This is a genomic window from Hymenobacter armeniacus (assembly GCF_014699055.1).
Classification (GTDB): domain Bacteria; phylum Bacteroidota; class Bacteroidia; order Cytophagales; family Hymenobacteraceae; genus Hymenobacter; species Hymenobacter armeniacus.
Genome location: NZ_JACXAC010000001.1, coordinates 862336 through 886987 on the forward strand (window position 1 = coordinate 862336; position 24652 = coordinate 886987).

Annotated in this window: 20 protein-coding genes; 11 read left to right on the forward strand and 9 right to left on the reverse strand. The window is 64.2% G+C overall.

Annotated features, from left to right (window positions below; genetic code table 11):
* Positions 1-21 precede the first annotated feature (21 nt).
* Positions 22-1479, forward strand: coding sequence for an Asp-tRNA(Asn)/Glu-tRNA(Gln) amidotransferase subunit GatB (gene gatB / locus IC234_RS03810; protein ID WP_190922494.1), 1458 nt, complete (start codon positions 22-24; stop codon positions 1477-1479).
* Positions 1480-1639: 160 nt separating this feature from the next.
* A complete protein-coding gene (locus IC234_RS03815) occupies positions 1640-2773 on the forward strand; it encodes a TlpA disulfide reductase family protein (protein ID WP_190922495.1) in 1134 nt (377 codons plus the stop codon).
* 79 nt (positions 2774-2852) lie between these two features.
* Here IC234_RS03815 and IC234_RS03820 read toward each other — a convergent pair whose 3' ends face one another.
* The 5 genes from IC234_RS03820 to IC234_RS03840 all read right to left on the reverse strand — a co-directional run bounded on the left by IC234_RS03820 (position 2853) and on the right by IC234_RS03840 (position 9623).
* On the reverse strand, positions 2853-3566 hold the full coding sequence (locus IC234_RS03820; protein WP_190922496.1) for a hypothetical protein: 714 nt from the start codon (positions 3564-3566) through the stop codon (positions 2853-2855).
* A 48-nt stretch (positions 3567-3614) separates the two neighbouring features.
* The gene (locus IC234_RS03825; RefSeq protein WP_190922497.1) at positions 3615-4133 is read right to left on the reverse strand and encodes an acyl-CoA thioesterase; all 519 of its coding nucleotides are present in this window, start codon (positions 4131-4133) and stop codon (positions 3615-3617) included.
* 156 nt (positions 4134-4289) lie between these two features.
* The gene (locus IC234_RS03830) at positions 4290-6470 is read right to left on the reverse strand and encodes a M43 family zinc metalloprotease (RefSeq protein ID WP_190922498.1); all 2181 of its coding nucleotides are present in this window, start codon (positions 6468-6470) and stop codon (positions 4290-4292) included.
* A 137-nt stretch (positions 6471-6607) separates the two neighbouring features.
* Positions 6608-8824 carry a M43 family zinc metalloprotease gene (locus IC234_RS03835; RefSeq protein ID WP_190922499.1) on the reverse strand — a complete coding sequence of 739 codons (2217 nt, stop codon included), beginning with the start codon at positions 8822-8824 and terminating at the stop codon, positions 6608-6610.
* Between the two features lie 133 nt (positions 8825-8957).
* Positions 8958-9623, reverse strand: a complete 666-nt coding sequence (locus IC234_RS03840) for a protein-L-isoaspartate(D-aspartate) O-methyltransferase (protein WP_190922651.1) — start codon at positions 9621-9623, stop codon at positions 8958-8960.
* Between the two features lie 143 nt (positions 9624-9766).
* Between IC234_RS03840 and IC234_RS03845 the strand changes: the two genes are divergently transcribed.
* From IC234_RS03845 to IC234_RS03875, 7 genes are all read left to right on the forward strand, one after another.
* A complete protein-coding gene (locus tag IC234_RS03845) occupies positions 9767-11188 on the forward strand; it encodes a sugar transferase (RefSeq protein WP_223827446.1) in 1422 nt (473 codons plus the stop codon).
* 176 nt (positions 11189-11364) lie between these two features.
* The gene (mnmA, locus tag IC234_RS03850; RefSeq protein WP_190922500.1) at positions 11365-12525 is read left to right on the forward strand and encodes a tRNA 2-thiouridine(34) synthase MnmA; all 1161 of its coding nucleotides are present in this window, start codon (positions 11365-11367) and stop codon (positions 12523-12525) included.
* 73 nt (positions 12526-12598) lie between these two features.
* Positions 12599-13372: a hypothetical protein gene (locus IC234_RS03855; RefSeq protein ID WP_190922501.1), complete on the forward strand. Its 774-nt coding sequence runs from the start codon at positions 12599-12601 to the stop codon at positions 13370-13372.
* A gap of 40 nt (positions 13373-13412) precedes the next feature.
* On the forward strand, positions 13413-15107 hold the full coding sequence (locus tag IC234_RS03860; protein WP_190922502.1) for a S8 family serine peptidase: 1695 nt from the start codon (positions 13413-13415) through the stop codon (positions 15105-15107).
* Positions 15108-15251: 144 nt separating this feature from the next.
* Positions 15252-15566, forward strand: a complete 315-nt coding sequence (locus tag IC234_RS03865) for a hypothetical protein (protein WP_190922503.1) — start codon at positions 15252-15254, stop codon at positions 15564-15566.
* Between the two features lie 156 nt (positions 15567-15722).
* Positions 15723-16319: a riboflavin synthase gene (locus IC234_RS03870; RefSeq protein ID WP_190922504.1), complete on the forward strand. Its 597-nt coding sequence runs from the start codon at positions 15723-15725 to the stop codon at positions 16317-16319.
* 63 nt (positions 16320-16382) lie between these two features.
* The gene (locus IC234_RS03875; RefSeq protein ID WP_190922505.1) at positions 16383-16583 is read left to right on the forward strand and encodes a hypothetical protein; all 201 of its coding nucleotides are present in this window, start codon (positions 16383-16385) and stop codon (positions 16581-16583) included.
* 28 nt (positions 16584-16611) lie between these two features.
* Here IC234_RS03875 and IC234_RS03880 read toward each other — a convergent pair whose 3' ends face one another.
* The 3 genes from IC234_RS03880 to hemF are packed head-to-tail and all read right to left on the reverse strand — an operon-like array spanning position 16612 to position 18733.
* Complete coding sequence (locus tag IC234_RS03880; RefSeq protein WP_190922506.1) at positions 16612-17223, reverse strand: NAD(P)H-dependent oxidoreductase; 612 nt, start codon at positions 17221-17223, stop codon at positions 16612-16614.
* 12 nt (positions 17224-17235) lie between these two features.
* Positions 17236-17814 (reverse strand): phosphatase PAP2 family protein, encoded by a 579-nt coding sequence (locus IC234_RS03885; protein WP_190922507.1) that lies wholly within the window; start codon positions 17812-17814, stop codon positions 17236-17238.
* Positions 17807-18733: an oxygen-dependent coproporphyrinogen oxidase gene (hemF, locus tag IC234_RS03890; RefSeq protein WP_190922508.1), complete on the reverse strand. Its 927-nt coding sequence runs from the start codon at positions 18731-18733 to the stop codon at positions 17807-17809. The genes IC234_RS03885 and hemF overlap by 8 nt, the downstream gene beginning before the upstream one ends.
* A gap of 148 nt (positions 18734-18881) precedes the next feature.
* Here hemF and IC234_RS03895 point away from each other — a divergent pair, with 148 nt between their 5' ends.
* Positions 18882-21095, forward strand: a complete 2214-nt coding sequence (locus tag IC234_RS03895; RefSeq protein WP_190922509.1) for an alpha-ketoacid dehydrogenase subunit alpha/beta — start codon at positions 18882-18884, stop codon at positions 21093-21095.
* A gap of 125 nt (positions 21096-21220) precedes the next feature.
* Here the strand turns inward: IC234_RS03895 and tamL are convergent, their stop codons facing one another.
* Entirely contained in the window at positions 21221-23842 is a 2622-nt protein-coding gene (gene tamL / locus IC234_RS03900) for a translocation and assembly module lipoprotein TamL (RefSeq protein WP_190922510.1), read from the reverse strand.
* Here tamL and IC234_RS03905 point away from each other — a divergent pair.
* Positions 23833-24591, forward strand: a complete 759-nt coding sequence (locus tag IC234_RS03905) for an RNA methyltransferase (protein ID WP_190922511.1) — start codon at positions 23833-23835, stop codon at positions 24589-24591. The two genes, tamL and IC234_RS03905, sit on opposite strands and share 10 nt — an antisense overlap.
* The last annotated feature ends 61 nt before the right edge of the window (positions 24592-24652 follow it).

Sequence of the window (24652 nt, forward strand, 5' to 3'; positions counted from 1 at the left end):
TAGTACCCCGCTTTTTTAGATATGGACGAAGCCACCCTTGCCAAGTACCAACCCGTCATCGGCCTCGAAGTACACGCTCAGCTGCTCACGCACAGCAAGATGTACTCGTCGGACGAGAATGAGTACGGCGTTGCGCCCAATACCAATTTGTCGGTCATCACCCTTGGCCACCCCGGCACGTTGCCCAAAGTGAACCGCACGGCCGTGGAATTTGCCATGAAAATGGGCCTGGCCACCAACTGCCAGATTCGGCGCGACAACCTGTTTGCCCGCAAAAACTACTTTTACCCCGACCTGCCCAAGGGCTACCAGATTACGCAGGACAAAACCCCGATTTGCTACGACGGCCACGTCGACATTCGCCTGGCCGACGGCAGCACCAAGTCCATCGGCATCACCCGCATCCACATGGAGGAAGACGCGGGCAAGAGCATGCACCTGGCCGGCGAAACCGAAACCCTGGTCGACCTGAACCGGGCCGGCGTGCCGCTCATCGAGATTGTGAGCGAGCCCGACATCCGCACCGGCGAGGAGGCCTACGCGTATTTGATGGAAATCAAGAAGCTGGTGGAGTACCTCGGCATTTGCGACGGCAACATGGAAGAGGGCTCGCTGCGCTGCGACGCCAACATTTCGGTGATGCTGAAAGGCGCCGAGAAGTTCGGCATGAAGGTGGAGGTGAAGAACATGAACTCCTTCCGCAACGTGCAGCGCGCCATCGCCTACGAGGTGGAGCGCCAGATTTCCATCATCGAAGCCGGCGAGGAAGTGGACAGCGAAACCCGCGGTTTCGACGCCGCCAGCGGCACCACCAACGGCCAGCGCAGCAAGGAAACCCTCAACGACTACCGCTACTTCCCCGAGCCCGACCTGCCGCCGCTGGTGATTTCGGACGAGTGGCTGCACCGCGTGGCCGCCGAGCTGCCGGCCCTGCCGCAGCAGCTCTACTCGCGCTTCACCGGCGAGCTGGGCCTGAGCGACTACGATGCCTCCGTGCTCATCGACCAGAAGGACGTGGCCCTGTATTTTGACGAGCTGGCCCGCCTCACGCCCAACGCCAAAGCCGCCGCCAACTGGGTGATGGGCCCGGTGAAGAGCTACCTCAACGAGCGCGCCCTCACCATGGCCGACTTCCCGCTCGACGCCGCCCAGCTGGCCGGCATCATCGAGCTGATTGACGCCGGCAAGCTGAACTACTCGGTGGCCAGCAAGCAGTTGTTTCCGCACCTGTTGGAGCACCCCACCGCCAACGCCACCGGCGCTGCCGAAAGCCTCGGCCTGCTCCAGAAGGCCGACAGCGGCGAGCTGGAAGGCCTCGTGGCGCAAGTGCTGGCCGCCAACCCGGCCAAAGTGGCCGAGTACCGCGCCGGCAAGAAGTCGCTCACGGGCATGTTCATGGGCGAGCTCATGAAGCTGACCGGCGGCAAAGCCGACCCCAAGCTGGCCAACCAGCTGCTGCGCACCGCCCTGGAAGGATAAATAACCCCGATTATGTAACGGCAGGCAATAAACATTTTCCGGCAGCTGTTATTGAACGTCAACCCCGAAGAGGTTCGTTAGGAAGCTGCTGGTTAGTCATGCGCCGCCGCCGAACCCATTGCCCACTGTCAATTGCCCTTTGCTCCAAATGCGCCATCCTATGATTAAATCTGTTTTCCTTGCCGCCACCGTGCTGGGCATGGCCAACGCCTGCCAGAACGCGCAGGCCGCCGACGGCTACGAGGTGTCGGGCCAGCTCAAAAACGCCCCCGCCGGCACGGTGCTGCATTTGTCGGAGCTCACCTCCAACCAGTTTGTGGAGAAAGGCCAGGCCAAAACCGACGCTTCGGGCAAGTTTACCCTGAAAGGCACGGCCCTCACGCCCGGCATTTTCCAGCTCAAGCTCGACGATGCCAACCAGGTGCTGCTGCTGCTCGACAACAAAACGCACGTGCAGCTGAGTGGCGACGCCAAAAGCCTGCCCATGTCCTACACCGTGAAGGGCAGCAAGGACGCCGAGCTGCTGCGCCAGCTCACGCAGGTGATGCAGGGCAGCCGCGGCGAGATGGAAAGCCTGGGCCAGCGCTACAACGCCGCCGGCCAGGCCGGCAAAACCAACGAGATGAAAGCCATCGAAGGGCAGTACATGACGCTGCAGGCTCAGAATTCGGCGAAAATCAAAGGCCTCATCCGGCGCAATGCCGGTTCCGTGGCCAGCGGGTTCGCGGTGGGCGCCTTCCTCAATCCGGAAGAAGAATTCGCGTTTGCTGACTCCGTGGCCGGCGTGCAGCGCAAAGCCAACCCGTCGTCGCCGTTCACGAAGGAGCTCACGGCCCGCTTGGAGCCGCTGCGCGCCACCGCCCCCGGCACCCAGGCCCCGGAAATCAACCTGCCCACGCCCCAGGGCAACAAGCTGGCCCTGAGCAGCCTGCGCGGCAAGTACGTGCTGATTGACTTCTGGGCCAGCTGGTGCGGCCCTTGCCGCCAGGAAAACCCCAACGTGGTGAAGGCCTACAACCAGTTCAAAGACAAAGGCTTCACCATCTATTCGGTGTCGCTCGACCAGGACAAGGCCAAATGGGAGAAAGCCATTGCCGCCGACGGCCTGACCTGGAACCACGTATCGGACCTGGCCGGCTGGAACAGCGTGGCGGGCGCCGCCTACGGCGTGAAAGCCATTCCGCAGTCCTTCCTGATTGACCCGCAGGGTAAAATTATCGCCAAAAACCTGCGCGGCGAAGCCCTGGCCGCCAAGCTGGCCGAGGTGCTGAAAGTGAAGGCCAACGTAAATTAAGGCCCCGGCTCGATGGCTACATCGTCGGGCCAACAGACCCTAATAAAAAAGCCTCTCCAGCAATGGAGAGGCTTTTTTATTAGGCAAACATGCGCTGCAGACCGGGCCAAAGCCGTTTTTTTAGGCTCACGTCGTACTCCACCAAATCGACGGTGGCCGACGCTAAGTAAGCCAGGTTGAGACTGGGGAAGAGTACGGGTTCGTAAATCTGAGTGTTGCGAATGGTCGTGTCGAGCAGGTTTTTGCCGAAGGCGATGATGTGCGTGGCGGCCAGCTCGCGGCGCAGGTTGGCAAGCGCCACCGGCAGGTCCGATTCCACGTTCACCAGCACCACGTCGGCCATTACCATGTTCAGCGCCTGCAGCATCTTGTTGAGGAACACGTTGCGGTGCAGCTTCACAAACTGCTCTTGCGGCAGGCGGAACAGCAGCACCACGCCCTGCGCGTTGTCGCCCAGCGTGGTGAATGGCGTGAGCATTACGGGCGGCACGTTGGCGGGCGCGGGTGCCGCGGGCGGTGCGGCCACGGGCGTCGGTTCGGGCAGGGCTGCGCCGGCCAAGCGGCCGGCCAGCTGCACCTGGCTGGCCGTGGGAATGGATTTGGGCAGGCCGGGGCGGGCCACCGGCTTGTCCAGCGGGTTGGTTGGCTCGGGCCGGTTGGGCGGGGAGGGCGCGGCGTTGACGGGCGCGGCCACCGGGGCCGCCGGGGGCGTGGGTGCCGCCGCTTCGGCGGGCACGTAAAGCGTCACGTCGGTGTAGAAATTTTGCAGGAAAGCCAGCTTTTCGGCAGACATGGCAAACGGGCTAAGTGAGGCAGCGAAAATACGCTTCGGCGTCGGGTTTTATTCGAGCGCAAACAAGGCTTTCAGCTCTTTGGCTTCGGCGGGCTGCATGCGGCCGGCCAGCACCAAGCGCAGCTGGCGGCGGCGCAGGGCGCCGTCATAGAGGCGAATTTCCTCTTCGGTTTCGGGCACGGCTTCGGGCACGTCGATGGGGCGCCCGGTCTGGTCGACGGCCACGAAGGTGAAGAAGGCCTCGTTGGTTTTCATCTTGGTGCCGCTGGGAATGTCTTCGGCCCACACATCGATGTGCACTTCCATGCTGGAGCTGAAGGCGCGCGTGACCTGGGCCTGCAGCGTCACGACGTTGCCGAGGCGGATGCTGTCGCGAAACGACACGTTGTCGACCGACGCCGTGACCACGATGCGGTTGGAGTGCTTCTGGGCCGAGATGGCGGCGGCGATGTCCATGAGGTGCATCATGCGGCCGCCCATGAGGTTGTTGAGGGTGTTGGTGTCGTTGGGCAGCACCAGCTCGGTCATGATGACGAAGGAGTCGGCGACGGGTTTTTGCTTGCGCATAAGGGGCAACGGAACGGATGAAAAGCTGCAACACCGCCAACCGGCGGGCAGCGGCCTCGCAAAGGTACGGCCACCCAAGCGGAGGGCAGCCCAGCAAAAAGCCCCGCCGTGTACACGGCAGGGCTTTGCGGGCATTCACCGAGGAGTAGGCCGGCTCTATTCCACGGTCAGCTTCGAGGTGTAGAGCTCGCCGTTGAGCGTAATCCGCACCACGTACACACCGGCGCGCAGGGCGTGGCCAGCCGGGGTAAGGGCGAGGGCGTGCTGGCCCGCCCCGTAGGTTTTGGCGGGCAGCGTGAGCACGTCGCGGCCCAGCACGTCGGTGAGGCGCACCTGCACGTCGGTGGCTGCTGCCAGGTTGAAGTGCACGGCGGTTTCGCTGGTGAGCGGGTTCGGGAATACGCCAATGCCGCGGCTGGCCAGCGCGTCGGCGCGGGTGCTCAGCGGCCCCGACACGCGCAGGTAATCGAAAAAGAAGTTGTTGCCCGCACTCGTACCGTTCACCATCTGAAAGCGGACTTTCACCCCGCCGCCCTGAAATTGGGCGGGCACGGGCACCGACAGCGTTTGCCAGTCGGTTGCGGCAGCGGGCACAAACCCGTCCACGGGCCCGCGGCCCTGGGTGTTGAGCGCGGCGGCGTCGAATACCGTGGGCACGGTCCAGGTAGCGCCGCAGTCGCTGCTGAACGATACCCGCAACTGACTGTCGTCGGTGACGGTGCGCAGGGCGTAGGCCCGCGCAAAGCTCAGCGTGGCGTTGCCGGGCACCCCGGCCAGGTTGATGTTGGGCGTGATGAGCGTGGTGGTGGTGCCGGCCGGGTACGTGCGGTTGGTGACAACCAAGTAAGCCGTGCCATCGGCGGGCGTGGCAAGGGTCTGGCGGCGCCACACAAACGACGCGGAGGTGGCACCGGCGCTTGTCGTGCCGGAGGTTTCGTAGTTGCGCAGGCTGGGCGACGGAAACAGCACGGGGAAATTGGGGTCTTCAAACGACTCGGCAAACGGCGCGGTCTCGCCGCCCGTGGGGCCTTCCACCTTGATGAAGCTGGTGGCGGTGCTGCTGCCCACGGCGTTGCTCACGGTCTCGGTCACGGTGTAGATGCCGGCCGTGGGGTAGGTCACGGTCACGGTGGGGCCGCTGCCCCGGTTGGGCGTGCCGCCTGGCATGGCCCAGGTGTAAGTCACGGCGCCGCCGGCAGTCGTGAAGTTGGAAGAGTAGTCGCGCAGCACCACCGGGGTATTCACGCACACGCTGGTGCCGGAGCCGGGTGCCGGGCCAAACGCGGCAATGGGCGCGCAGCTGGGAGCCACAAAGCCGTCGTTGGTGCCCGTGGCCGCCAGATTGGCCGCCGAAACCAGCACGGAGCGGTTGGCGGCCAGCACCGCGCGCATCAGCGCGCGCTGGCCTTGCGTAAACATGACGGCGCAGGAGGCGTAGTCCATGTAGTTCTGCACGTTGGCTATCGGGCCGCAGGGCGCGTAGCTGAGGTTGCAGTTGAAGGTGCCGTCGGTGGGGGGCGTGTCGGCCACGTTGTCGGTGCCGGTGCAATTGCCGGTGCCGGGGTCGTTGGTGCTGCCCCAGGGGTGGGCCAGGCCAAAGTAGTGGCCGATTTCGTGGGTGGCGCCGCGCAGCAGGGCCCGCGAGGGGTTGCTGGTGCCCTGGTTGCCGAAGTAGTCGTTTCGGACCACGAAGCCGTCGCGGGGGTTGGTAGGCTGGTTGGGCGGCGACACGTAGCCGACCGTGAAGCCGCCGGCCGTGGCCACGCCGATGCTGTTCACCACCCAGATGTTGAGGTATTTGCTTTGGTCCCATACCCCCACGGCTTGCACGGAGCCGTTTTGCGGGTCGTTGGTCAGGTTGGGCAGGTAGTGCCGGGTGATGCCGGTGGTGCAGTTGCCGTTGGGGTCTTTTTTGGCCAGCCGAAACTGAAAGCCCACCGAAGCCGCAATGGGCCGAAAGAGCGGAATGATGGACGCCGTGTCGGGGTTCAGCTTCTGATAGTCCAGGTTGAGCTGGTCGATAGCGCTTTGCACCTGTGCGTCGCTGATGTTGTCGGTGCCGCCGGCGTGAATCACGTGCACCACCACCGGTATGGTCACGTCGGGGGTGGCGGTGGGGCCGGCGGCCGTGCGCAGCTGCGCCTGGCTCGCGGCTTCGAGGCGGCGGTAGAAGGCCTGCTGGGCCTCGTGGGCGCCGGGGTGCTCCGCAAAATACCGTTCCTGTTCGGCTGTGGTGCCGCACCAGTTTGCGGGGCGGGGGGCCTGCACGCTTTGCGCGCGAACCCCGGTGGTGAGCAAGGCCAAAGCCATGCCCAGCACCCGGGAGTAACGTTGCATTGACATAGAAAAAGGGAAAGGGGTGGAAAAGTCAGGTTGCCGTAAACCATGTCAAATGGCAGCCTTGACCTTTCCACCCCTTTCCTCTTTGCCCCAATGCGGGCTCAGAATTCGGGGCTCAATAACAGTGCGCTAGGTCAGGGAATCACCACTTTCGATGTCCAACGTGCTGCGGCAGTGCGCAGTTCAACTACATACACACCAGGAGCCGGCCGGGTTGCGCCCGCGGCCAGCAGCGGTAAAGATTGGGCACCCGGGCGGCCGGTGGCCAGCACCACGGGCTGCACCAGGCGGCCCACCAAGTCGGTGAGGCGCAGCTCCACGGGCCCGCTCGCCGTCAGGTTGAATTCAACGGTGGTTTCGGCCGTGAGCGGGTTGGGGAAAACCCGCAGCGCGCCCGCCGCCGCCGCGTTGCGGCTGGCCAGGGCGCTGGCCAGGCCAATGCGCACGTTGTCGAGGTACAGGGTGTTGCCGCCGTTGCTCACCATCTGAAAGCGCAGCTGGAAACGGCTGGTGAGGTAGGCGGCCGGAATGGGCAGGCTCAGGCGCTGCCAGTCGGAGGCGACGGTGGGGGTGAAGCCGAACACGCGCAGCGTGTCGCGGGTGTTGAGGTCGGTGCCGAAGAAATTGCGCTGGGTTTGCCAGGTCTGGCCGCAGTCGGTGCTGAACTGCACGCTCAAGTACTCGTTCACGACGGTGGGGCGCAGGGCGTAGGCCCGGTCAAACGTGAGCACGGGCGGGTTGGCCGCCGTGAAACCGCTCAGGTTGACGTTGGGCGAAACCAAACGCGTTTGGGTGCCGGCCGGAATCAGCGAGCTGCGCACGGCCACGCAGGCCGTGCCGTCGCTCACTTGCAGGGCGCCGGGGGAGGCGCTCAGGCGCAACCAACGGGCCGCGCCCGACGTCGACGACGACGAAGTTGACCAGTTGCGCAAGTCGATGCCCGCGAAGTTGGAGGGGAAATTGGCGTTTTCGAACGACTCGGCCACCGGCGCAATCAGGCCAGCGTTGCCGCCTATCACCTGCATCAGGCCGGTGCGGGTGGTGCTGCCGCTCACGCCGTTGGCCGTGATGGTCAGGGTCACGTTGTAGATGCCGCCCGTGGGGTAGGTCACGGCCGGGTTGCGCTGGTTGCTCGTGCTGGGCTGGCCGCCCGGAAACTGCCAGGCGTAGGTGGTGCCCGGCGCGGTCAGGTTGGCGTTGTAGGAAAAGTCCTGAAACGACACCGTGCTGCCTTCGCAAATGACCGTGGCGGCGGGCAAAAAGGCCACCGTGGGCGCGCAGTTGCCGCCCACAAAGCCGTCGTTGGTGCCCGTGGCCAGCAGGTTGGCCGGCGTGGTGAGGCGCTGGCGGCAGCTCAGCTGCAACGAAGCCCGCATCACCGCCCGCTGCCCCAGCGTGAACATGCGGGTGCACGACGAGTAGTCCATGTAATTCTGCACGTTGGCCAGAATGGGCTGGCTCGTGGCCGGGTCGGTGCAGGGCGCGAAGCTCAGGTTGCAGCCGCCCGAAATGCCCGTGGTGTTGGGCGTGTCGGCAATGCCGTCGTCGATGCCGCAGTTGGAGGCCAGGCCCGGCGTGTTGCTGCCGCCCCAGGTGTGCGGCAGGCCGAAGTAGTGCCCGATTTCGTGGGTGAGGGAGCGAGTGGCCAAGTTGCTGCCGCCCGAAGTGCCGATGCTGCCAAACTGCGCGTTGCGAATCACGATGCCGTCCACGGAGCCGCCCGAGCAGGGCAGGTAAGCGTAGCCGCCGGCGCCGTTGGCGCTCACGCACACCCACACGTTGAGGTAGCGGGCCTGGTCCCACACAATAAGGCTTTTCACCCGGTCGTCGCCGATGTTGGTGTCAGTGGAGTAAGTGCGCGTGATGCCCGTGGTGCAGTTGCCGTTGGGGTCTTTTTTGGCCAGGCGCATCTGGAAGCCCACATTGGCGTAGCGCGGCCGGAAAAACGGAATGACGTCGGCCGTGTCGCGGTTGGTTTTGCTGAAGTCTTCGTTGATGACGCGCACGGCGTCGTACACCTGCGCATCGGTGACGTTGCTGCTGCCCCCCGTGTGAATGATGTGTATCACCATCGGCACCGTCACGTCGGGCGTGGCCAGCAGGCGGGCCTGGACCGCGGGCGGCATGGCGGCCACCCGGCGTAGAAACGACTGGTATTCCAGCGCCGCGCCGGGCTGCCGGGCAAAGGCCGCCTGCTGGGCGCTGTCGAAGGCGCAGCGGAAGCCGGTTTGGTGCTCGGGGTAGCGGCGGGTGAGGCCGGCGGGGGTTTGGGCGGTGGCCGAATGGCCCAGGGCCACGGCTGTGCCCACGCCGAGCAGCCAGTGCCGGGCAATGCGTAACAGTTTCAGCATACGTTCTGAAAAGAGGGTGGAAGAAGAGCAAAAGCGGCGCCGGGACTTCGAAACCGGGTGGAGCACAGGCCCGCGACGGCCGCCATTGCCGAGCAAGTTACGCCCGGCCGGCTGCTTCGCTCACCCGCCGCCCTTAGGAGGTGCGCCAGCCGCTGGCCCCGAGCAGCGGCACAAACCGAAACTCCTCAAACTCTTCGCGCACGAAGCTTTCGGGGCCTTCGCGCGTCACGCGCACCATGCGCTGCGTCTGGTTGTCGCCCACGGGTATCACCAGCCGGCCGCCAATCTGCAGCTGGCGGAGCAGCGCCGGGGGCAGTCCGGGGGCCCCGGCCGTCACCAGAATGCCGTCGAACGGCGCGCGGGCAGGCAGGCCTACCGAGCCGTCGCCGCAATACAGCTGAGCCCCGCCGGCGCCCAGCGCCGCCAGCCGCCCCCGGGTGCGGGCATACAGCGTTGAGTTGAACTCGATGCTGTCGACGTGGGGCGTGAGCTGCAGCAGCACCGCGCACTGATAGCCCGAGCCCGTGCCCACTTCCAGCACGCGGTGGCTGGGCTGCACGCCCAGCAGCTGCGTCTGAAACGCCACCGTGTAGGGCTGCGAGATGGTCTGACCCTCGCCAATGGGAAACGCCTTGTCTTGGTAGGCGTGGGCCTCGAAGGCGGGCTCGAAGAACAGGTGGCGCGGCACCGTGGAAATGGCCGTCAGCACCCGCTCGTCGTGGATGCCGCGCTGGCGCAGCTCGCGGGCGAGGGCGCGCCGCTGGCCCTGGTGGCGGTAAGTGTCCGGAAGCGGTGTAATGGCGAGAGCGGGTTGGGTGGTGGTCGAAAAAAAAGCCGGGCGGCCGTCAGCGGGGCGCGGCAGCCGCAAATGGGCAACGGCCCTACCTTTGCGCGGCGCGGTTTTTGTCCTCAGGCCGCTAAAATACTACCTCGTCCGCCGTTTTGCAGCTCGTCCGCCGTTTTCAATACATCAAACTGGTCGCCGCCGATTTCGGCGCGGCCCTGCTGGCATGGATGTGCTTCTACCTCGTTCGCAAATACTTGCTGAACGAGCTGACGGGCTACCGCTTCACCGAAGGGGCCCTGTTCGACCTCACCGGCTCGGCCATTTTCATCGCCGTATTCTGGACCTTTCTCTACACCCTAGTCGGGGAATACCGCGACATCTACCGCAAGTCGCGCCTGGGCGAAATCATCCGGCTGGCGCGGGTGTCGTTGCTCGGCGCAGTGGTCATCTTTTTCACCCTGCTGCTCGACGACCAGGGCGTGGTGAACTACCGGGCCTACTACAAGACGTTCTCGGCGTACTATCTGCTGCACTTCTTCATCACGGGCATTTTGCGCACCATTGCCGTGAGCAGCGTGCAGCGCCAGATTCGCAAGGGACGCATTTCCTTTCCCACCTTGCTGGTGGGCTCCAATGCCTTGGCCTTGAGTACGTTTCATGAGCTGGCGCGGACCAGCCGGCACCTGGGCCTGCGGCTGGTGGGCTTTGCGCCCGTCGGCGACACCATCGACCCGGGCCTGGCCGCTGAGCTGCCCGCGCGCGGCTCTTACCAGCGCCTGCCGGCCCTGGTGCGGGCCCTCAAGATTGAGCAAATCGTCATCGCCATCGAGCCCAGCGAGCACCGCCTCATTCAGGACATTCTGACCTTGCTCGACGGCACTCCGGCCCGCGTCAGCATCCTGCCCGACTTGTACCAGATGCTGCTGGGCTCGGTGAAGGTGAACCACTTGTTTGGTACGCCGCTCATCGAAATCAAGCAGGATTTGCTGCCCCTGTGGCAGGTCATCCTCAAGCGCCTCATCGACATTGTGGGCTCGGCGCTGTTTCTGCTGCTGGCCAGCTGGGTGTATGCCTTTACGGCGCTGATGGTGAAGCTGTCGTCGCCCGGGCCGGTGTTTTACCGGCAGGAGCGGATTGGGCGCAACGGGCACCCGTTCCGCATCATCAAGTTCCGGTCGATGTACGTCGACGCTGAAAAGGCCGGCCCCGCGCTCAGTTCCGACCACGACCCGCGCATCACCAAGTGGGGCCGCTTCATGCGCAAGGTGCGCCTCGACGAGCTGCCCCAGTTCTGGAACGTGCTGAAGGGCGACATGAGCATCGTGGGCCCGCGGCCCGAGCGCCAGTTTTTCATCGACCAGATTGTGAAAATTGCGCCGCACTACCGCCACCTGCACCGCGTGCGCCCCGGCCTGACATCCCTTGGCCAGGTGAAATACGGCTACGCCGAAACCGTGGCCCAGATGGTGGAGCGCCTGAAATTCGACATTCTCTACATCGAGAACATGAGCCTGGCCATGGACTTCCGCGTGCTGCTCTACACGCTGAAAATTATTATCGAGGGGCGGGGCAAATAAACATGTCGGGTAAGCCGGCCGGCGGCAACCAGTACTACCCGTGGTGAGCGGCACCGGGTGGTGGAATCGGCTTGCCCGCAGCCGTTGCACAAGGCTCGCCGGCAGCGGGCGCGGGGCCGTACCTTTGCACGTGCCGGCCGGAACCTTTCAAGCTCCGGGTGAATTGCACCACCAATATGAATACCGAAGTAAAAGGAAGAGTACTCGTCGCCATGAGCGGCGGAATTGACTCCAGCGTGGCCGCCGTGCTGCTGCACGAGCAAGGCTACGAAGTGGTTGGGATGACCATGAAAACCTGGGACTACGCCAGCGCCGGCGGCTCGAAGAAAGAAACCGGCTGCTGCTCCCTCGACAGCATCAACGACGCCCGCGACATTGCCGTGACGCTCGGCTTCCCGCACTACATCATCGACATTCGCGACGAATTCGGTGATTTTGTAATTGATAATTTTACCGACGAGTACCTGGCCGGCCGCACGCCCAACCCCTGCGTGCTCTGCAACACCCACATCAAGTGGGATGCCCTGCTGCGCCGCGCCGACCAGCTCGGCTGCCAATACATTGCCACCGGCCACTACGCCAACATCCGCAAAGACGCCGAAACCGGTCGCTTCGTGGTGAGCAAGGGCCTCGACGAAAACAAAGACCAGAGCTATGCCCTGTGGGGCGTGAGCCAGGAAAGCCTGAGCCGCACGCTGTTTCCATTGGGCGGCATGCGCAAAACCGAAATCTACGACGAGGCCCGCCGCCGCGGCTTCACCGAGCTGGTGAACAAGCCCGAGAGCTACGAAATCTGCTTCATCCCCGACAACGACTACCGCGGCTTCCTGCGCCGCCGCGTGCCGGGCCTGGAAGCCCGCGTGGCCGGCGGCAACTTCGTGACCAAAAACGGTCGCGTGATTGGCAAGCACGAGGGGTATCCGTTCTACACCATCGGGCAGCGCAAGGGGCTGGGCGTGGCCCTGGGCTACCCGGCGTTTGTGCTCGAAATCCGGCCCGATACCAACGAGGTGGTGCTGGGCAACTACGACGAACTGGCCAGCACGGCCACCGTGGTGGGCAAGCTCAACATGGGCAAAGAAGCCAGCCTGGCGGGCCGCGGCCTAGTGCCGGCCGTGGTGAAAGTGCGCTATAACCACGACGGCGCACCGGCATTCTTGGAAGAAGTCGACGGCAAAATCCGGGTGTATTTCGAGGAGCCCGTGCACGCCATCACGCCCGGCCAGGCCGCCGTGTTCTACGACGGGCAGGATGTGCTGGGTGGCGGCTGGATAGAACGGCACGTAATTGGCGAAATCCCCTTACCTTTTGCGACTCCGGCGGAAGCCGGCAGCTAACGCCTCATTTCCCCTGTCTATCGGTTTGCGTATGCATCACAAGCTTTCCTTCCTTTCTGGCGCCCGCTTTCTTGTGCTTTCCGGCGTTGGGCTGGCGCTGGCCGCCGGCCTGCCCGCGTGCAAAAACGAGGTGGACGTGACGCCGCAAACCGACAAGGCCTACTACCCCGTGGCCGTGGGAAACTCCTGGACCTATGCCGTGGCCGACACAACCTGGAGCGAAGCCAGGCTGGTGAACCGGGTGGTGGTGCCCAGCGTGCCCACAGTGAATGCCTTCAAGCTGCGGGAAACCATTACGGAAACATTCACCGACGCCGCGGGCAACAAGGCCTACCGCCTGGTGCGGGCCAAGATGGTGCCGCCCTCTACGGCCTGGGTCGACGACAGCGTATTTGTGCTCACGGCCAACGACCAGTTTGTGGCCCTCAGCCGCAACAATGTGCGCACCGTTGAGCTGGTGTTTCCGGTGAAGGACGAGGGCACGTGGAACCTCAACGCGTTTAACAACAGCGCCCAGGATACCGTCACCAACCAAACCCGGCAATATACCCGGGTGGGGCAGGCCTACACCACCGGGGGCGGTGCCACGGGCTTGCCTGGGAAGGCCTACAGCACCACGCTCACCACCAACAACACCGGCACTGCCGCCGAAAACAGCCTCATCAAGCGTAGCGGCTACCAGCAGGTGTTTGCCAAAGGCATTGGGCCGGTGTTTCGGCGCCGTTTCAACAAGAGTTTTTTCAATTACCCCGACCCCAACAATACGAGCGTCCAGATTTACGTGGACGGCTCTTATTTTGGCGCCCGCACTCGCCACGAAACCTTGATTGACTACGTGGTAAAGTAGGTTGTTTTCTTTTTCGCATTCATCGCCTCAGCTCATTTCTATGGCGCTTTCGACACGTAAATGGTTAGGGTTGGCACTGCTGGCCGGGGCGCTTGAGTTGCTGGCGGCGGCTCCTGCTGCGGCGCAGGGCACGGTGCGGCGCCACCTGGTGTACTTCCGCGACAAGGCCGGTACGCCTTACTCCGTCACCCAGCCGCAGGCCTTTTTGTCGGCCCGCGCCATTGCCCGCCGCACCAAGCAGGGTATCGCCGTGCTGCCCCGCGACCTGCCCGTGAACCCGGCCTACGTGACGCAGGTGAAAAACCTGACCGGCAGCCCGCAGGTGGTGTACACGTCGCGCTGGTTTAATGCCGCCGTGGTGGCCTGCGACTCCGTCACCCTGGCCCGCATCACGGCGCTGCCCATTGTGCGCAGCGCGGCCACGCTCAACCGCAGCCAGCAGAAATTCTCGCCCGCGCCGGCTCCCGTGCAGGTTCCGCCAGTGGCCGCCCGCGGCACGCTGGCCACCCGCGCCCAGTACGGCCCGGCCTACCAGCAGGACCGGCAGATTGGCGCCACGGCCATGCACGACGCGGGCTTCCGCGGCGACGGCATGCACATTGCCGTGTTCGACGCCGGCTTCCCGGGCGTGAACCAGATTCCGGCCATGCAGCCGCTATTTCAGGAAAACCGGCTGGTGGCCACGCGCAACTTCGTGGACGGCGGGAAGAATGTGTACCTGCGCAACAGCCACGGCACCAACTGCGTGTCGGCCATTGCGGCCAACCAGGCCGGGTTCTACATCGGCACCGCGCCCAAAGCCACGTTTCACCTCTGCATTACCGAAGACGTAAACTCGGAGCATCCCATCGAGGAAGCCAACTGGCTGGCCGCTGCCGAATACGCCGACTCGGCCGGCGTCGACGTCATCAGCTCCTCGCTGGGCTACACCACGTTCGACGCCCCGTCGCGCTCCTACACCTACGCCGCCATGAACGGCCGCACGGCCATCAGTTCGCGCGCGGCCACCGTGGCGGCCCGCGTGGGCATGGTGGTGGTGAGCGCCGCCGGCAACGAAGGCAACAATTTCTGGCGCTACATCTCGGCCCCGGCCGATGCCGACTCCATCATCTCGGTGGCCGCCGTCGATTCGATGGGCAACAAGGCCGGGTTCAGCTCTTTTGGGCCCTCGGCCGATGGGCGCATCAAGCCCACGCTGGCGGCAATGGGCCAGGCGGCGGCCGTGCTCTCGCCCAGCGGCGCGGCGTTTCGCGGCAACGGCACGTCGTACGCCTGCCCGGTGCTGGCGGGCATGGTGGCCGGCTTTTGGCAGGCCAACCCCACGCTCACCGCGCAGCAGGTGATTGCGGCCCTGCGCAGCACCGCGTCGCAAGCCAACAACCCCGACAACAGCCTCGGCTACGGCATCCCAAACTTTGTGACGGCCTACAACGCCCTGCACCCCACGGCGCCGCTGGCCGCCACCGCCAGCAGCCCCACCGCCGAGGCCCTGGGCCTGTACCCGAACCCGGCCGGCGAAGGGGCCCTTACGCTGGTGCTGCCCCAGGACCTGCGCGGCCAGCCCCTGACGCTGCGCGTGCTCGACGCCCGCGGCGCGGTGGTGGCCCAGCAGCGGCTCAGTGCCAGCACCAGCAGCGAGGTGCCCGTGCGAATGGGACGCCTTGCCAAGGGCGCTTACACCTGCGAAGTAAGCGCTGGCACCACCCGCCGTACCGTGAAATTTGTGCAGCAATAAGCTCACGTTTAGGAAGTAAAAAAAGGCCCGCGCATGGGCCTTTTTTTATGTGGTTTTGACAGGATATTCACTTGTTTTTGAGGCTGATATTTTGTAATTTTAAAGCATCAATTAACCCCGTTTTATTGCAGTAGAATGTTGCAGATGATGATTACCAAGCGCATCGGGCGCCGTCAGTTCCACTTCACCGTGCAGGGCAGCAACCTGCACGAAACCGTGGCGGAATACGACCGGCTCAGCTTCCCCGATGTGGCGGCCTGTGGCCTGTGCGGCTCCGATAATCTGGACCTGACCAGCCGGGTGGCGCAAGGCAAATACAAGTACACCTCGGTGAAGTGCCTCTCGTGCCGCGCCGACCTCACCTTTGGCAAAAACAAGGACGACGACCAGAGCTATTTCCTGCGCCGCAAAGAAACCGGCGAACTCGATTGGAGGGCGCTGGACAAAGTCGAGAAGTAAAATCCTTTTTCCCGTCCGGCGGTTTTATTCACAGAACGGCATTCCGGCCACCGGGTGCCGTTCTTTGCGTTTTAACTGACTCTTTCGCTGCGTCCGGCTGCTTTCCGGCATTGGCGCAACGCTCGGGTCGGCCCCATCACCGTCATTTTGCCATTCATGTTTACCGGAATTATCGAAGCCCTGGGCACCGTCGTTGCCGTCGAAAACCAAGGAAGCAACCGCCATTTTACCGTCAGTTCGCCTTTTGCGGCGGAGCTGAAAATCGACCAGAGCGTGGCGCACGACGGCGTGTGCCTCACCGTGGTGGCCGTGGATGCAGCCGCCGGCACGCACGTCGTCACGGCCATTGACGAGACGCTGCGCGTCACCAACCTGGGCCAGTGGGCGCCCGGGCGCCACGTCAACCTGGAGCGCTGCCTGGCCGCCACGGGCCGCTTCGACGGACACATTGTGCAGGGCCACGTCGATGCCACGGCCACTTGCTTGAGCGTGGAAGACCAGCAGGGCTCCTGGCTGTTCCGGTTCGGGCACGAGCCGGGCCCCGGCCGCCTCACCGTCAACAAGGGTTCTATCTGCGTGAACGGCACCAGCCTGACCTGCTTCGACAGCACCGACGACGGCTTCACGGTGGCCATCATCCCGTACACCTACGAGCACACCGGCTTCCAGCAGTTGCGGCCCGGCGATACCGTCAACCTCGAATTTGACATTGTGGGCAAGTACGTGGCCAAGCTTCTGGCCCAAAACGCCTGACAACTTGCGGGAAAGCCAGCGCGTAGGAAGAATTCCACCTTTCCACGTAAACCCCTTTCCATCATGTCGAAGCGCGAATTGAATGAGCCCAACGAGGGCGACAAACGCTACATCCGCCGGAACGAGAGCGGCCAGATTGAGCACTCGGTCGAGCTGCACAAGTCGCTGTCTCAAGACGACAAGCACAACTCGAAAAAGACCAGCAAGCCAGGCCAGGGCGACCGCGGCGACGGCCACACCGGCAACCGCAGGCCCGCGAAATAAAAACTGCTCAGAAAAGCCCGCCGAGCAATCAGCGGGCTTTTTGCATGGTGGCCAGCGTCGGCATCGGGCGGGAGTCGGGGGCCGGGGCCGATTCAGAAAAAAAATGCTGGGCCTGCTGCAGGGCGCGGGCATCGTCCTGAATGTCGTTGGGCCGCGAACCGGTGCCGTAGAGCATGCCGCCCCAGCGCATGTTCATGTACCGGGCCGTGAGCACGAGGCTGTCTTCGAGGGGTTGGGTTTCGGTGCGGTCGCCGCTGCTCACCACGATGGACCACAGGGTTTTGCCCCGCATGGCCTCCCGAAAGTCCAGGTTGGGCGTGCGCAGCCAAGCGCTCCAATAGTCGAGGTAGTGCTTGGCGTGCACGGGCAGGCTGTACCAGTACAGCGGCGCCACCAGCACCAGGTCGGTGGCGTCGAGGGTGGCGTCGAGGAGGAGCAGGGCGTTGCCGGTGGGCGTGGGGTAGGGCGTGTGGTGGCGCAGGTCGACGAAGTAGGGCAGCGGGTGGTCCTGCAGATGAATCCAGCGTTGCTGGGCACGGGGCGGCAGCGAATTAGCTGCGCAATAAGCCAACTGCTCGGAATTGCCCATGCGGCGGGTGCTCGAAAGCAGGAAGAGAAAGCGGCGCGCCGGATTGCTCATATTCAACGATTCTTACGCTTTTTCAGGCCAACGCTGGGATTGCCAATGCCGAAACACCAACGCGGCGGTCCAGCCCAGCACTCCCCCAATGGCGGCCCCGCCCAGCACATCGGTAGGGTAATGAGCGCCAAGATACATACGGCTATATGATAGTACAGCTGCCCATAGGAATATGACAATTTTTAAACCTCGAAATCTTTCCGTGGGCAGCGTGACGGCCATGAACACGGCCAGCGCCATGGAGTTGGCCGCGTGCGACGACAGGAAGCCAAACTGCCCGCCGCAGCCATCGGGCAGGTGCAGCTGCGTAAAAATGGCCGCGTCGTGGCAGGGGCGGGGCCGCCCGAAAAAAGGTTTGAAAAGCCGGCTGGTGATGCTGTCGGCCAGGGCCACGGCTGCCACCACCAGCGGCAGCAGCACGGCCGCCCGCCACCGAAAATGGTAAACGAGCCAGCCAATGAGCACGGCGTACACCGGAAACCACACCGTGCGGTCGGAGGCCAGCACCATCACGCGGTCCAGCCACGGCGCATGGGCGTGGTTGATGGCCAGCAGCCACGCCCGGTCAAGGGCATTGATGGCCTCAAGCATCGGCCAGCCAGTCTACGCCCTTCCGAAGCCAGGCCAGGGTGGTGGCCTCGGGCGAGCCAGGAGCCGGCGGAGCGGGATTGTAGGCCCAGCCGGTGCGCGGGGGCAGGCTCATGAGGATGCTTTCGGTGCGGCCCCCGGTTTCGAGCCCAAAGCGGGTGCCGCGGTCGAAAGCCAGGTTGAACTCGGCGTAGCGGGCGCGGCGCAGGGTTTGCCAGGCTTCTTCGCGCTCGCCGTAGGGCAATGGGTGGTTTTCGGCCATGAGCTCAGCGTAGAAAGGGCCGAACAGCTCGGCCACGTCGCGCATGAAGGCAAACAGCTCCTCGGCGGTCCCGTCGGGGCCCACGGTGAGGCGGTCGTAGAAAATGCCGCCCACGCCGCGCGTTTCCTGGCGGTGGGGCAGGTAAAAGTAGTCGTCGGCCCAGCGGGTAAACTTGGGGTAGTACGCCGGATTGTGCCGGTCGCACACGGCCCGGAGCCGCTCGTGGAAGCGGCGGGCCTGGCCCTCGTCCACATAAATGGGCGTCAGGTCGATGCCGCCGCCAAACCAGGCCTCGCCGTTGCCGGCCTCGAAGTAGCGCACGTTCATGTGAATGATGGGCACCCGGGGGCTGCGCGGGTGCAGCACCACGCTCACGCCGGTGGCGTAAAAATGCGGGTCGGGCATGTGCAGCTGCCGGGCAGCGGCGGCGCTCATTTCGCCCCACACTGCCGAAAAACCCACCCCGCCTTTTTCCAGCACGCGGCCGTGTTCCAATACTTTGGAGCGGCCCCCGCCGCCGCCCTCGCGCTGCCAGGCATCGGTCAGGAAGTGAGCGGAGCCGGCGTCGGCCGTTTCGAGCTGCTGGCACAGGCGAAGCTGGAATTCAGCCAGCCAGGCTTCAATTTCGGGACGGACGGTGGGAGAGGCGGTTGGATTCACTGAGAAATCGGGGAAGTTCGGACGGGCCGGGCGGGCAAAGGTCTGCCAAAACAGACCCCGCAGGCCAAAAAAAGAGGTTCGGGGCCCGGCGCAAAGATACGGACGGAGGCCGGGCGTACTTTTGTGGCCTCACCCGCCACTTGCCCTGATGTCTGAATTCGCAGCTCCCACCGCTTCCGATACCACCGACCTTTCCAACACCCGCGTGGCCAATGCGGCTGCGGCCGCGGCGGCCGCCTTTTCGGCCAGCAGCCACGCCCCGGCCCCGGCCGTGGACCGCTACCTGCTGCGCCGGGCCTACCGCCTGATGCACACCGCGGCCGCCATGGCCGACCTCTACGAAGAACAAAAAGCCATTGCCGCCCGCTACGTGCACGCCACTGCGCGCGGCCACGAAGCCGTGCAGCTGGCCGCCGCCTTCCTGCTCACCGAAACCGACTTTGCCGCCCCCTACTATCGCGACGATGCCCTGCTGCTGGGCCTGGGCCTGCGCCCGTATGAGCTCATGCTGCAGCTCATGGCCAAAGCTGGCGACCCGTTCAGCGGTGGCCGCACCTACTACTCGCACCCCTCGCTACGGCGGGCCGGGGTGCCGGTCATACCGCACCAGAGCTCGGCCACGGGCATGCAGGCCATTCCGGCCACGGGCGTGGCGCACGCCATCAAGTACTTCGAGTCGCTGACGGCGGAAGCGCTGGCGGGGGCCACCGAGGCAGTGAAGCAGAACCGCGAAAGCCTGGTGGCCAACCGCTCGCTGAGCTTGTGCTCGATTGGCGACGGCGCCATGACCGAAGGCGAAGTGTCGGAGGCGCTGCAAATGGCCATTCTGCATCAGTTACCCATTATTTATCTGGTGCAGGATAATGATTGGGGCATTTCGGCCACCGGCCGCGAGATGCGGGCCATGAATGCCTACGAATTTGCGGCCGGCTTCCCCGGCCTGCGCCGAATGCAGGTAGACGGCGCCGATTTCGGCTCTTCTTACGCCGGCCTCACCGAGGCGTTTGCCCACGTGCGGGCCCGGCGCGGGCCGGTGCTGGTGCACGCCAAATGCCCCCTGCTGGGCCACCACACCAGCGGCGTGCGCCGCGAGTGGTACCGCCACGACCTTGCGCATCATCAAACGCAGGACCCCCTGCCGCGCCTGCACCAGCAGCTGCTGGCTATGGGCTTTGCCGAAACTGAACTGGAAGAGTTGCGGGCCGAAGCCAGCGCCACGGTGCAGGCCGACTGGGCCGAAGCCCTGGCGGCGCCCAACCCCGACCCGGCCACCTTTGCCGACCACGAATTTGCGCCGCCCGCGGTGACGGCCGAGGCCGGCGAGCGCAGCCCGGCAGGCGCCGAGAAAGCCCTGATGGTGGACGCGGCCCTGCACGCCGTCGACGACATTTTGCGGGAGTTTCCGGAAGCCTTGTTCTACGGGCAGGACGTGGGCGGCGAGCTGGGCGGCGTGTTCCGCGAGGCCGCGTTGCTGGCGAAAAAGTACGGTGATGGCCGCGTATTTAACACGCCCATTCAGGAAGCTTACATCGTGGGCAGTACGGCCGGCATGGCGGCCGTGGGGGCCCGGCCCATTGTGGAAATCCAGTTTGCCGACTACATCTGGCCGTCGCTGAACCAGCTGGTGGAGGAGCTGTCGAAATCCTGCTACCTCACCATGGGCAAGTTTCCGATTCCGGCGCTTATTCGCGTGCCCATTGGGGCCTACGGCGGGGGCGGGCCTTACCACTCCGGCTCCATCGAGAGCACGCTGCTCACCATTCGGGGCATCAAAGTGGTGTACCCCAGCAACGCCGCCGACATGAAGGGCCTGATGCGCGCCAGCTACCTCGACCCCAACCCCGTGGTGATGCTGGAGCACAAAGGCCTGTACTGGAGCAAAGTGCCCGGCACCGAAGACGCCAAAACTGCAGAGCCCGCCGCCGGCTACGTCATTCCGTTGGGCCAGGCCGCCGTGGCGCAGGCCGCCGACGCCGAGAAGCTGCGCCGCGGCGAAACGGCCCTGGTCGTGACCTACGGCATGGGCGTGCATTGGGCCAAAACCGCCAGCCGCGAGTTTCCCGGCCAACTCGAAATCCTGGACCTGCGCACCCTCAACCCGCTCGATTTTGAAGCCGTAACCGCCGCCACGCGCCGCCACGGCAAAGTGCTGGTGCTGACTGAAGAGCCCTTGCTCAACAGCTTTGCCGAGAGCCTGGCCGGCCGCATTCAGCGCCACTGCTTCGAGTCGTTGGACGCCCCGGTGTTCACCTTGGGCGCGGCGAATCTGCCCGCCATCGCCCTCAACGTGGAGCTGGAACGCCAGATGCTGCCCAGCGCCGAGAAAGTTGCCGTGGCCATTACCGAGCTGCTGGCCTATTAGTCAGTTAATCTTCCTGATACAAAAAATCCCCGGCACTGTAGAGTGCCGGGGCTTTTTTGTATTGCTTGGGTATCGGAGCACAAACTGCTTGGTTGTTCCAACCGCAGGGCATTCGGCCTCCCTGTTTAAAATGGATAGCCAATGCCGAGGTTGAAGGCAATCGGGTTGGCGCTTTTGTTGAAGTTGCGCAGCGCCCAGGTTTCGCCTGCGGGAGCGGTGGGGTCGTAGATTTTGGTGGCCAGGTCGAGGCGCAGGATAAGGAAAGTGAAATCGAAACGGATGCCGATGCCCGTGTCCAGGGCCAGCTGGCGGTAGAAGGAGTTCAACTGGAACTGCGCATTCTCGCGTTTGTAGCCGTTTTCATCCTTACGCTCCTGCAGGCCCCACACATTGCCAAAATCAGTGAATATGGCTCCTTTAATAAAGCCGTAGATGGGGAAGCGGTATTCGGCGCTGCCTTCGAGCAGCAGCTCGCCGGGCTGTTCAGTAAGGTAGTCGCGCGAGCCGTTGGAAAGGCGGGGCGTGTAGCCCCCCGGGCCCAGGCGGCGCGGCTGCCAGGCTCTCAAGCTGGTGGAGCCGCCCGCAAAAAACGACTTGTCGTAGGGCACCACAAATTCGTCGTCGGTTTTGCTGAGGGCGTGCACCGCGCCGCCATTGAGCCGCCACACAAAGTTGGTTTGAGGCGAGAGGCGGTAGTAGCGTCGGTAGTCGACGCTGATACGGGCAAAGTCATATACGTTAAGTCCGGTTTCATCAAAAAGTGGACGGCGGTACAAGCTCCGCGTGAGCCCGCCAAACTCAACGGCCAGTCGCAGGTACTGGGCATTGCGGGTTTGATTGAAATCGTTGGAATTGTACAGAGATGTGAAGCCGAAGCTGGGCTCCAACTGCTTGTTGAACGAACGATACAAAGAGGAGCCTTCCGTGAGCTTCAGGTCGTCCAGCCGTTGTTGAAACGCCTCGCTGGGGTCGGAATTTACCAACGTCAGCACCACGGGCGAAAACACGTACTGGTGAAATGCCGAGCGCTGCCAGATGTAGTCGAAAGCAAACTCGAAGTTTGAGCGGGTATATTCCGGGCGGTCCACGTACGTTTCTGAAAGCGTAAACCGGGTTTTTGGATTGTATTTCGTCAGAAAATGGTTGGTGCGAAATGGTACCAGAAACTGTGGCAGCGTGAGCGACGCCGTGGCACCAAACTGCTTGGTTAGTACCGACTGCTGCGTCTGGTTTTCGGTGGCCACCCGCACCAATTGCCCTTCCAGGCCTGCGCGAATGCCAAATTCCAACACCTCGGCCCCGCCAAACGGGTTCCGTGTTTTCAGGCGCAGGTTTAGAAAGGGACCGGCTAGGTTGGCCACGAAGGTGGCGCCAAACTCGTCGTTGATGGCGTATTTGGGCGCCGGGGCGGCGTTTATGATGGCGTTGAGTTCACCCGTGGTAGGATGTAGGCCGGCGCTGTCGGCGGCGGGCGGGTCGGCCACTTTGCGGTAGCTTACCGTGCTGAAGCGGAACATGTCCAGGTTGGAGAGCAGGCGCTGGGTTTGCTGGGTGCGCAAGAGGCTGTACTTCTGGCCTGGCCGCACCAGCACCTTGCGGGCCAACAGGCTGGTACTGAATTCCTGCTCGTAGGCCGCAAACCGGACCGAGTCGGTGACCGTGGTGTCGGTGCGCAGGCCCAGGCTGGGGCGAGCGCGAAGGGCGCTCACGGTGCCGGCCCGGCGCAGGGTGTCGCCGGTGGCGCTGCGCAGTGTGCGGCCAACGCCGGCGTCGGTCACGAAGCGCACCTGCCGTATCCGATACACGCGGTGGCCCTGGCCAGGGCCGGGGTTTGCTATGAAGGTGCGCAGGCGCACAGTGAATTTCTCATAGCTCGTGTCGGCCTCTAAGGTAATGTATTGCGGGCGGAAATCGAAGTAGCCCGCGTTCTTGAGCAAGGTTTCGAGTCGGGTACGTTCTTGACCGATTACGTCCTCGTTATACCGCTCGTTTTCGTGCAGCAGCGTGGCATTTTGGCCCTGGCGCACCAAAGCCGCCACCCCCGAATCGGGAATGCTGGGCGGCTGCAGGCGGTAGAGAAACGGCCGGTTTTCGGCGATGTTGTACGTCACCGTGACCCGGCGGTAGCGCTTGCTCACGTCCAGCGAATCGGAACTGCCTTTGTGCAGCCCACCCAGGGCGCGCAGCAAGATGCCGCGCCGGTAGCGGGCCGTATCGGTGGCCGTGACTTTGGCCCGGAAAAAGCCCTGCGAGTGCAGAAACGTCGTCATCTGCTCCACGCTGCGGCGGGTCAGGGCCGTGTCGTACACCACGGGCGCCTCGCCCAGGCGCATGATGGCGTTGCCCTTGTCGAGCGCCAGCTGCTTGCGGTTCACCTTGCGCTCGCGGCGGGCCAGCAGCTTGCCCAGTTCGGCCGAGTCGGTGCCGGCGGCTTTCAGGCGGGTCGCGTAAGTGGTCTGAATCTCGTGCAGCTTGTTTTTGATGCGCACCGAGTCGTAGAAGTTGTAGCCCAGCTGGTAGATGGCCAGCTTGGGCGGAAACCGGGTGTTGGGTTTTTGCTGGGCCAGGGACTTGAGCCGTTCTTTGTCGGCCTGCTCCACGCCTTTTATCTCGACGCGGCTCAGCAGGCGCTGGCCCGGCCGCAGCAGTTTAAACGGCGAACAGGCCACCAGCAGGGCCAGCAGCAGCGGCCCCAGTCGGCGCCCGGCCCGTAGCTTTGAAGAATAGGTCGACAACAATGGTTTCAAAAGCACTAGGCAAATACGTGCAGTCGCTGCACCAAAAAAAGTACCGGCAACGCCACGGCGCGTTTCTGGTGGAGGGAGGCAAAAGCGTGTTGGAGCTGCTAAGTTCTGGCCTGGAAACCGAACACCTGCTGGCCACCGCCGAATTTGCTTCCCAAAACCGTGCCCTGCTGCCGGCCCGGCTGCTCACCGTGGTGTCTGAGCACGAGCTTACCCAGCTCGGCACCCTGGCCAACAACACCACCGCCCTGGCCGTGGCCCGCCTGCCCACCGAGCCGCCGCTGCCTCCAACGCTGCCGGCGGGGGCTTTGTTGCTGGCCCTCGACGAAGTGCGCGACCCCGGCAACCTCGGCACCCTGCTGCGCCTGGCCGACTGGTACGGCCTGCCCGGCGTGGTGCTCAGCCCCGGCTGCGCCGACGCCTACGCCCCCAAAACCGTGGCCGCCACCATGGGCGCCTTCGCCCGCGTGCCCGTGTGGGAGCGCGACCTGGCTGCCTGGCTACCCACGCTGCCGCCCGAAGTGGGCATTTTCGGCGCCGACCTGACCGGCGACAACGTGCACCGCCTTGCGCTGCGGCCCGCCGGCGTACTCGTGATGGGCAGCGAATCGCACGGCCTCACCCCGGACGTGGCGGCGGCCCTCACGCGGCGGCTGCACATCCCGCGCGGCCCCGGCGGCCAGGCCGAAAGCCTCAACGTGGCCATTTCGGCGGCCATTTTGCTGGATAATTTTTTTCGGGGCGTAGCGTAAAGAAGGTATGCGGGCCAGGCGTAGGGGGGGCGGCCAATGCGTTAAAAAAGCGCCTTCAGAA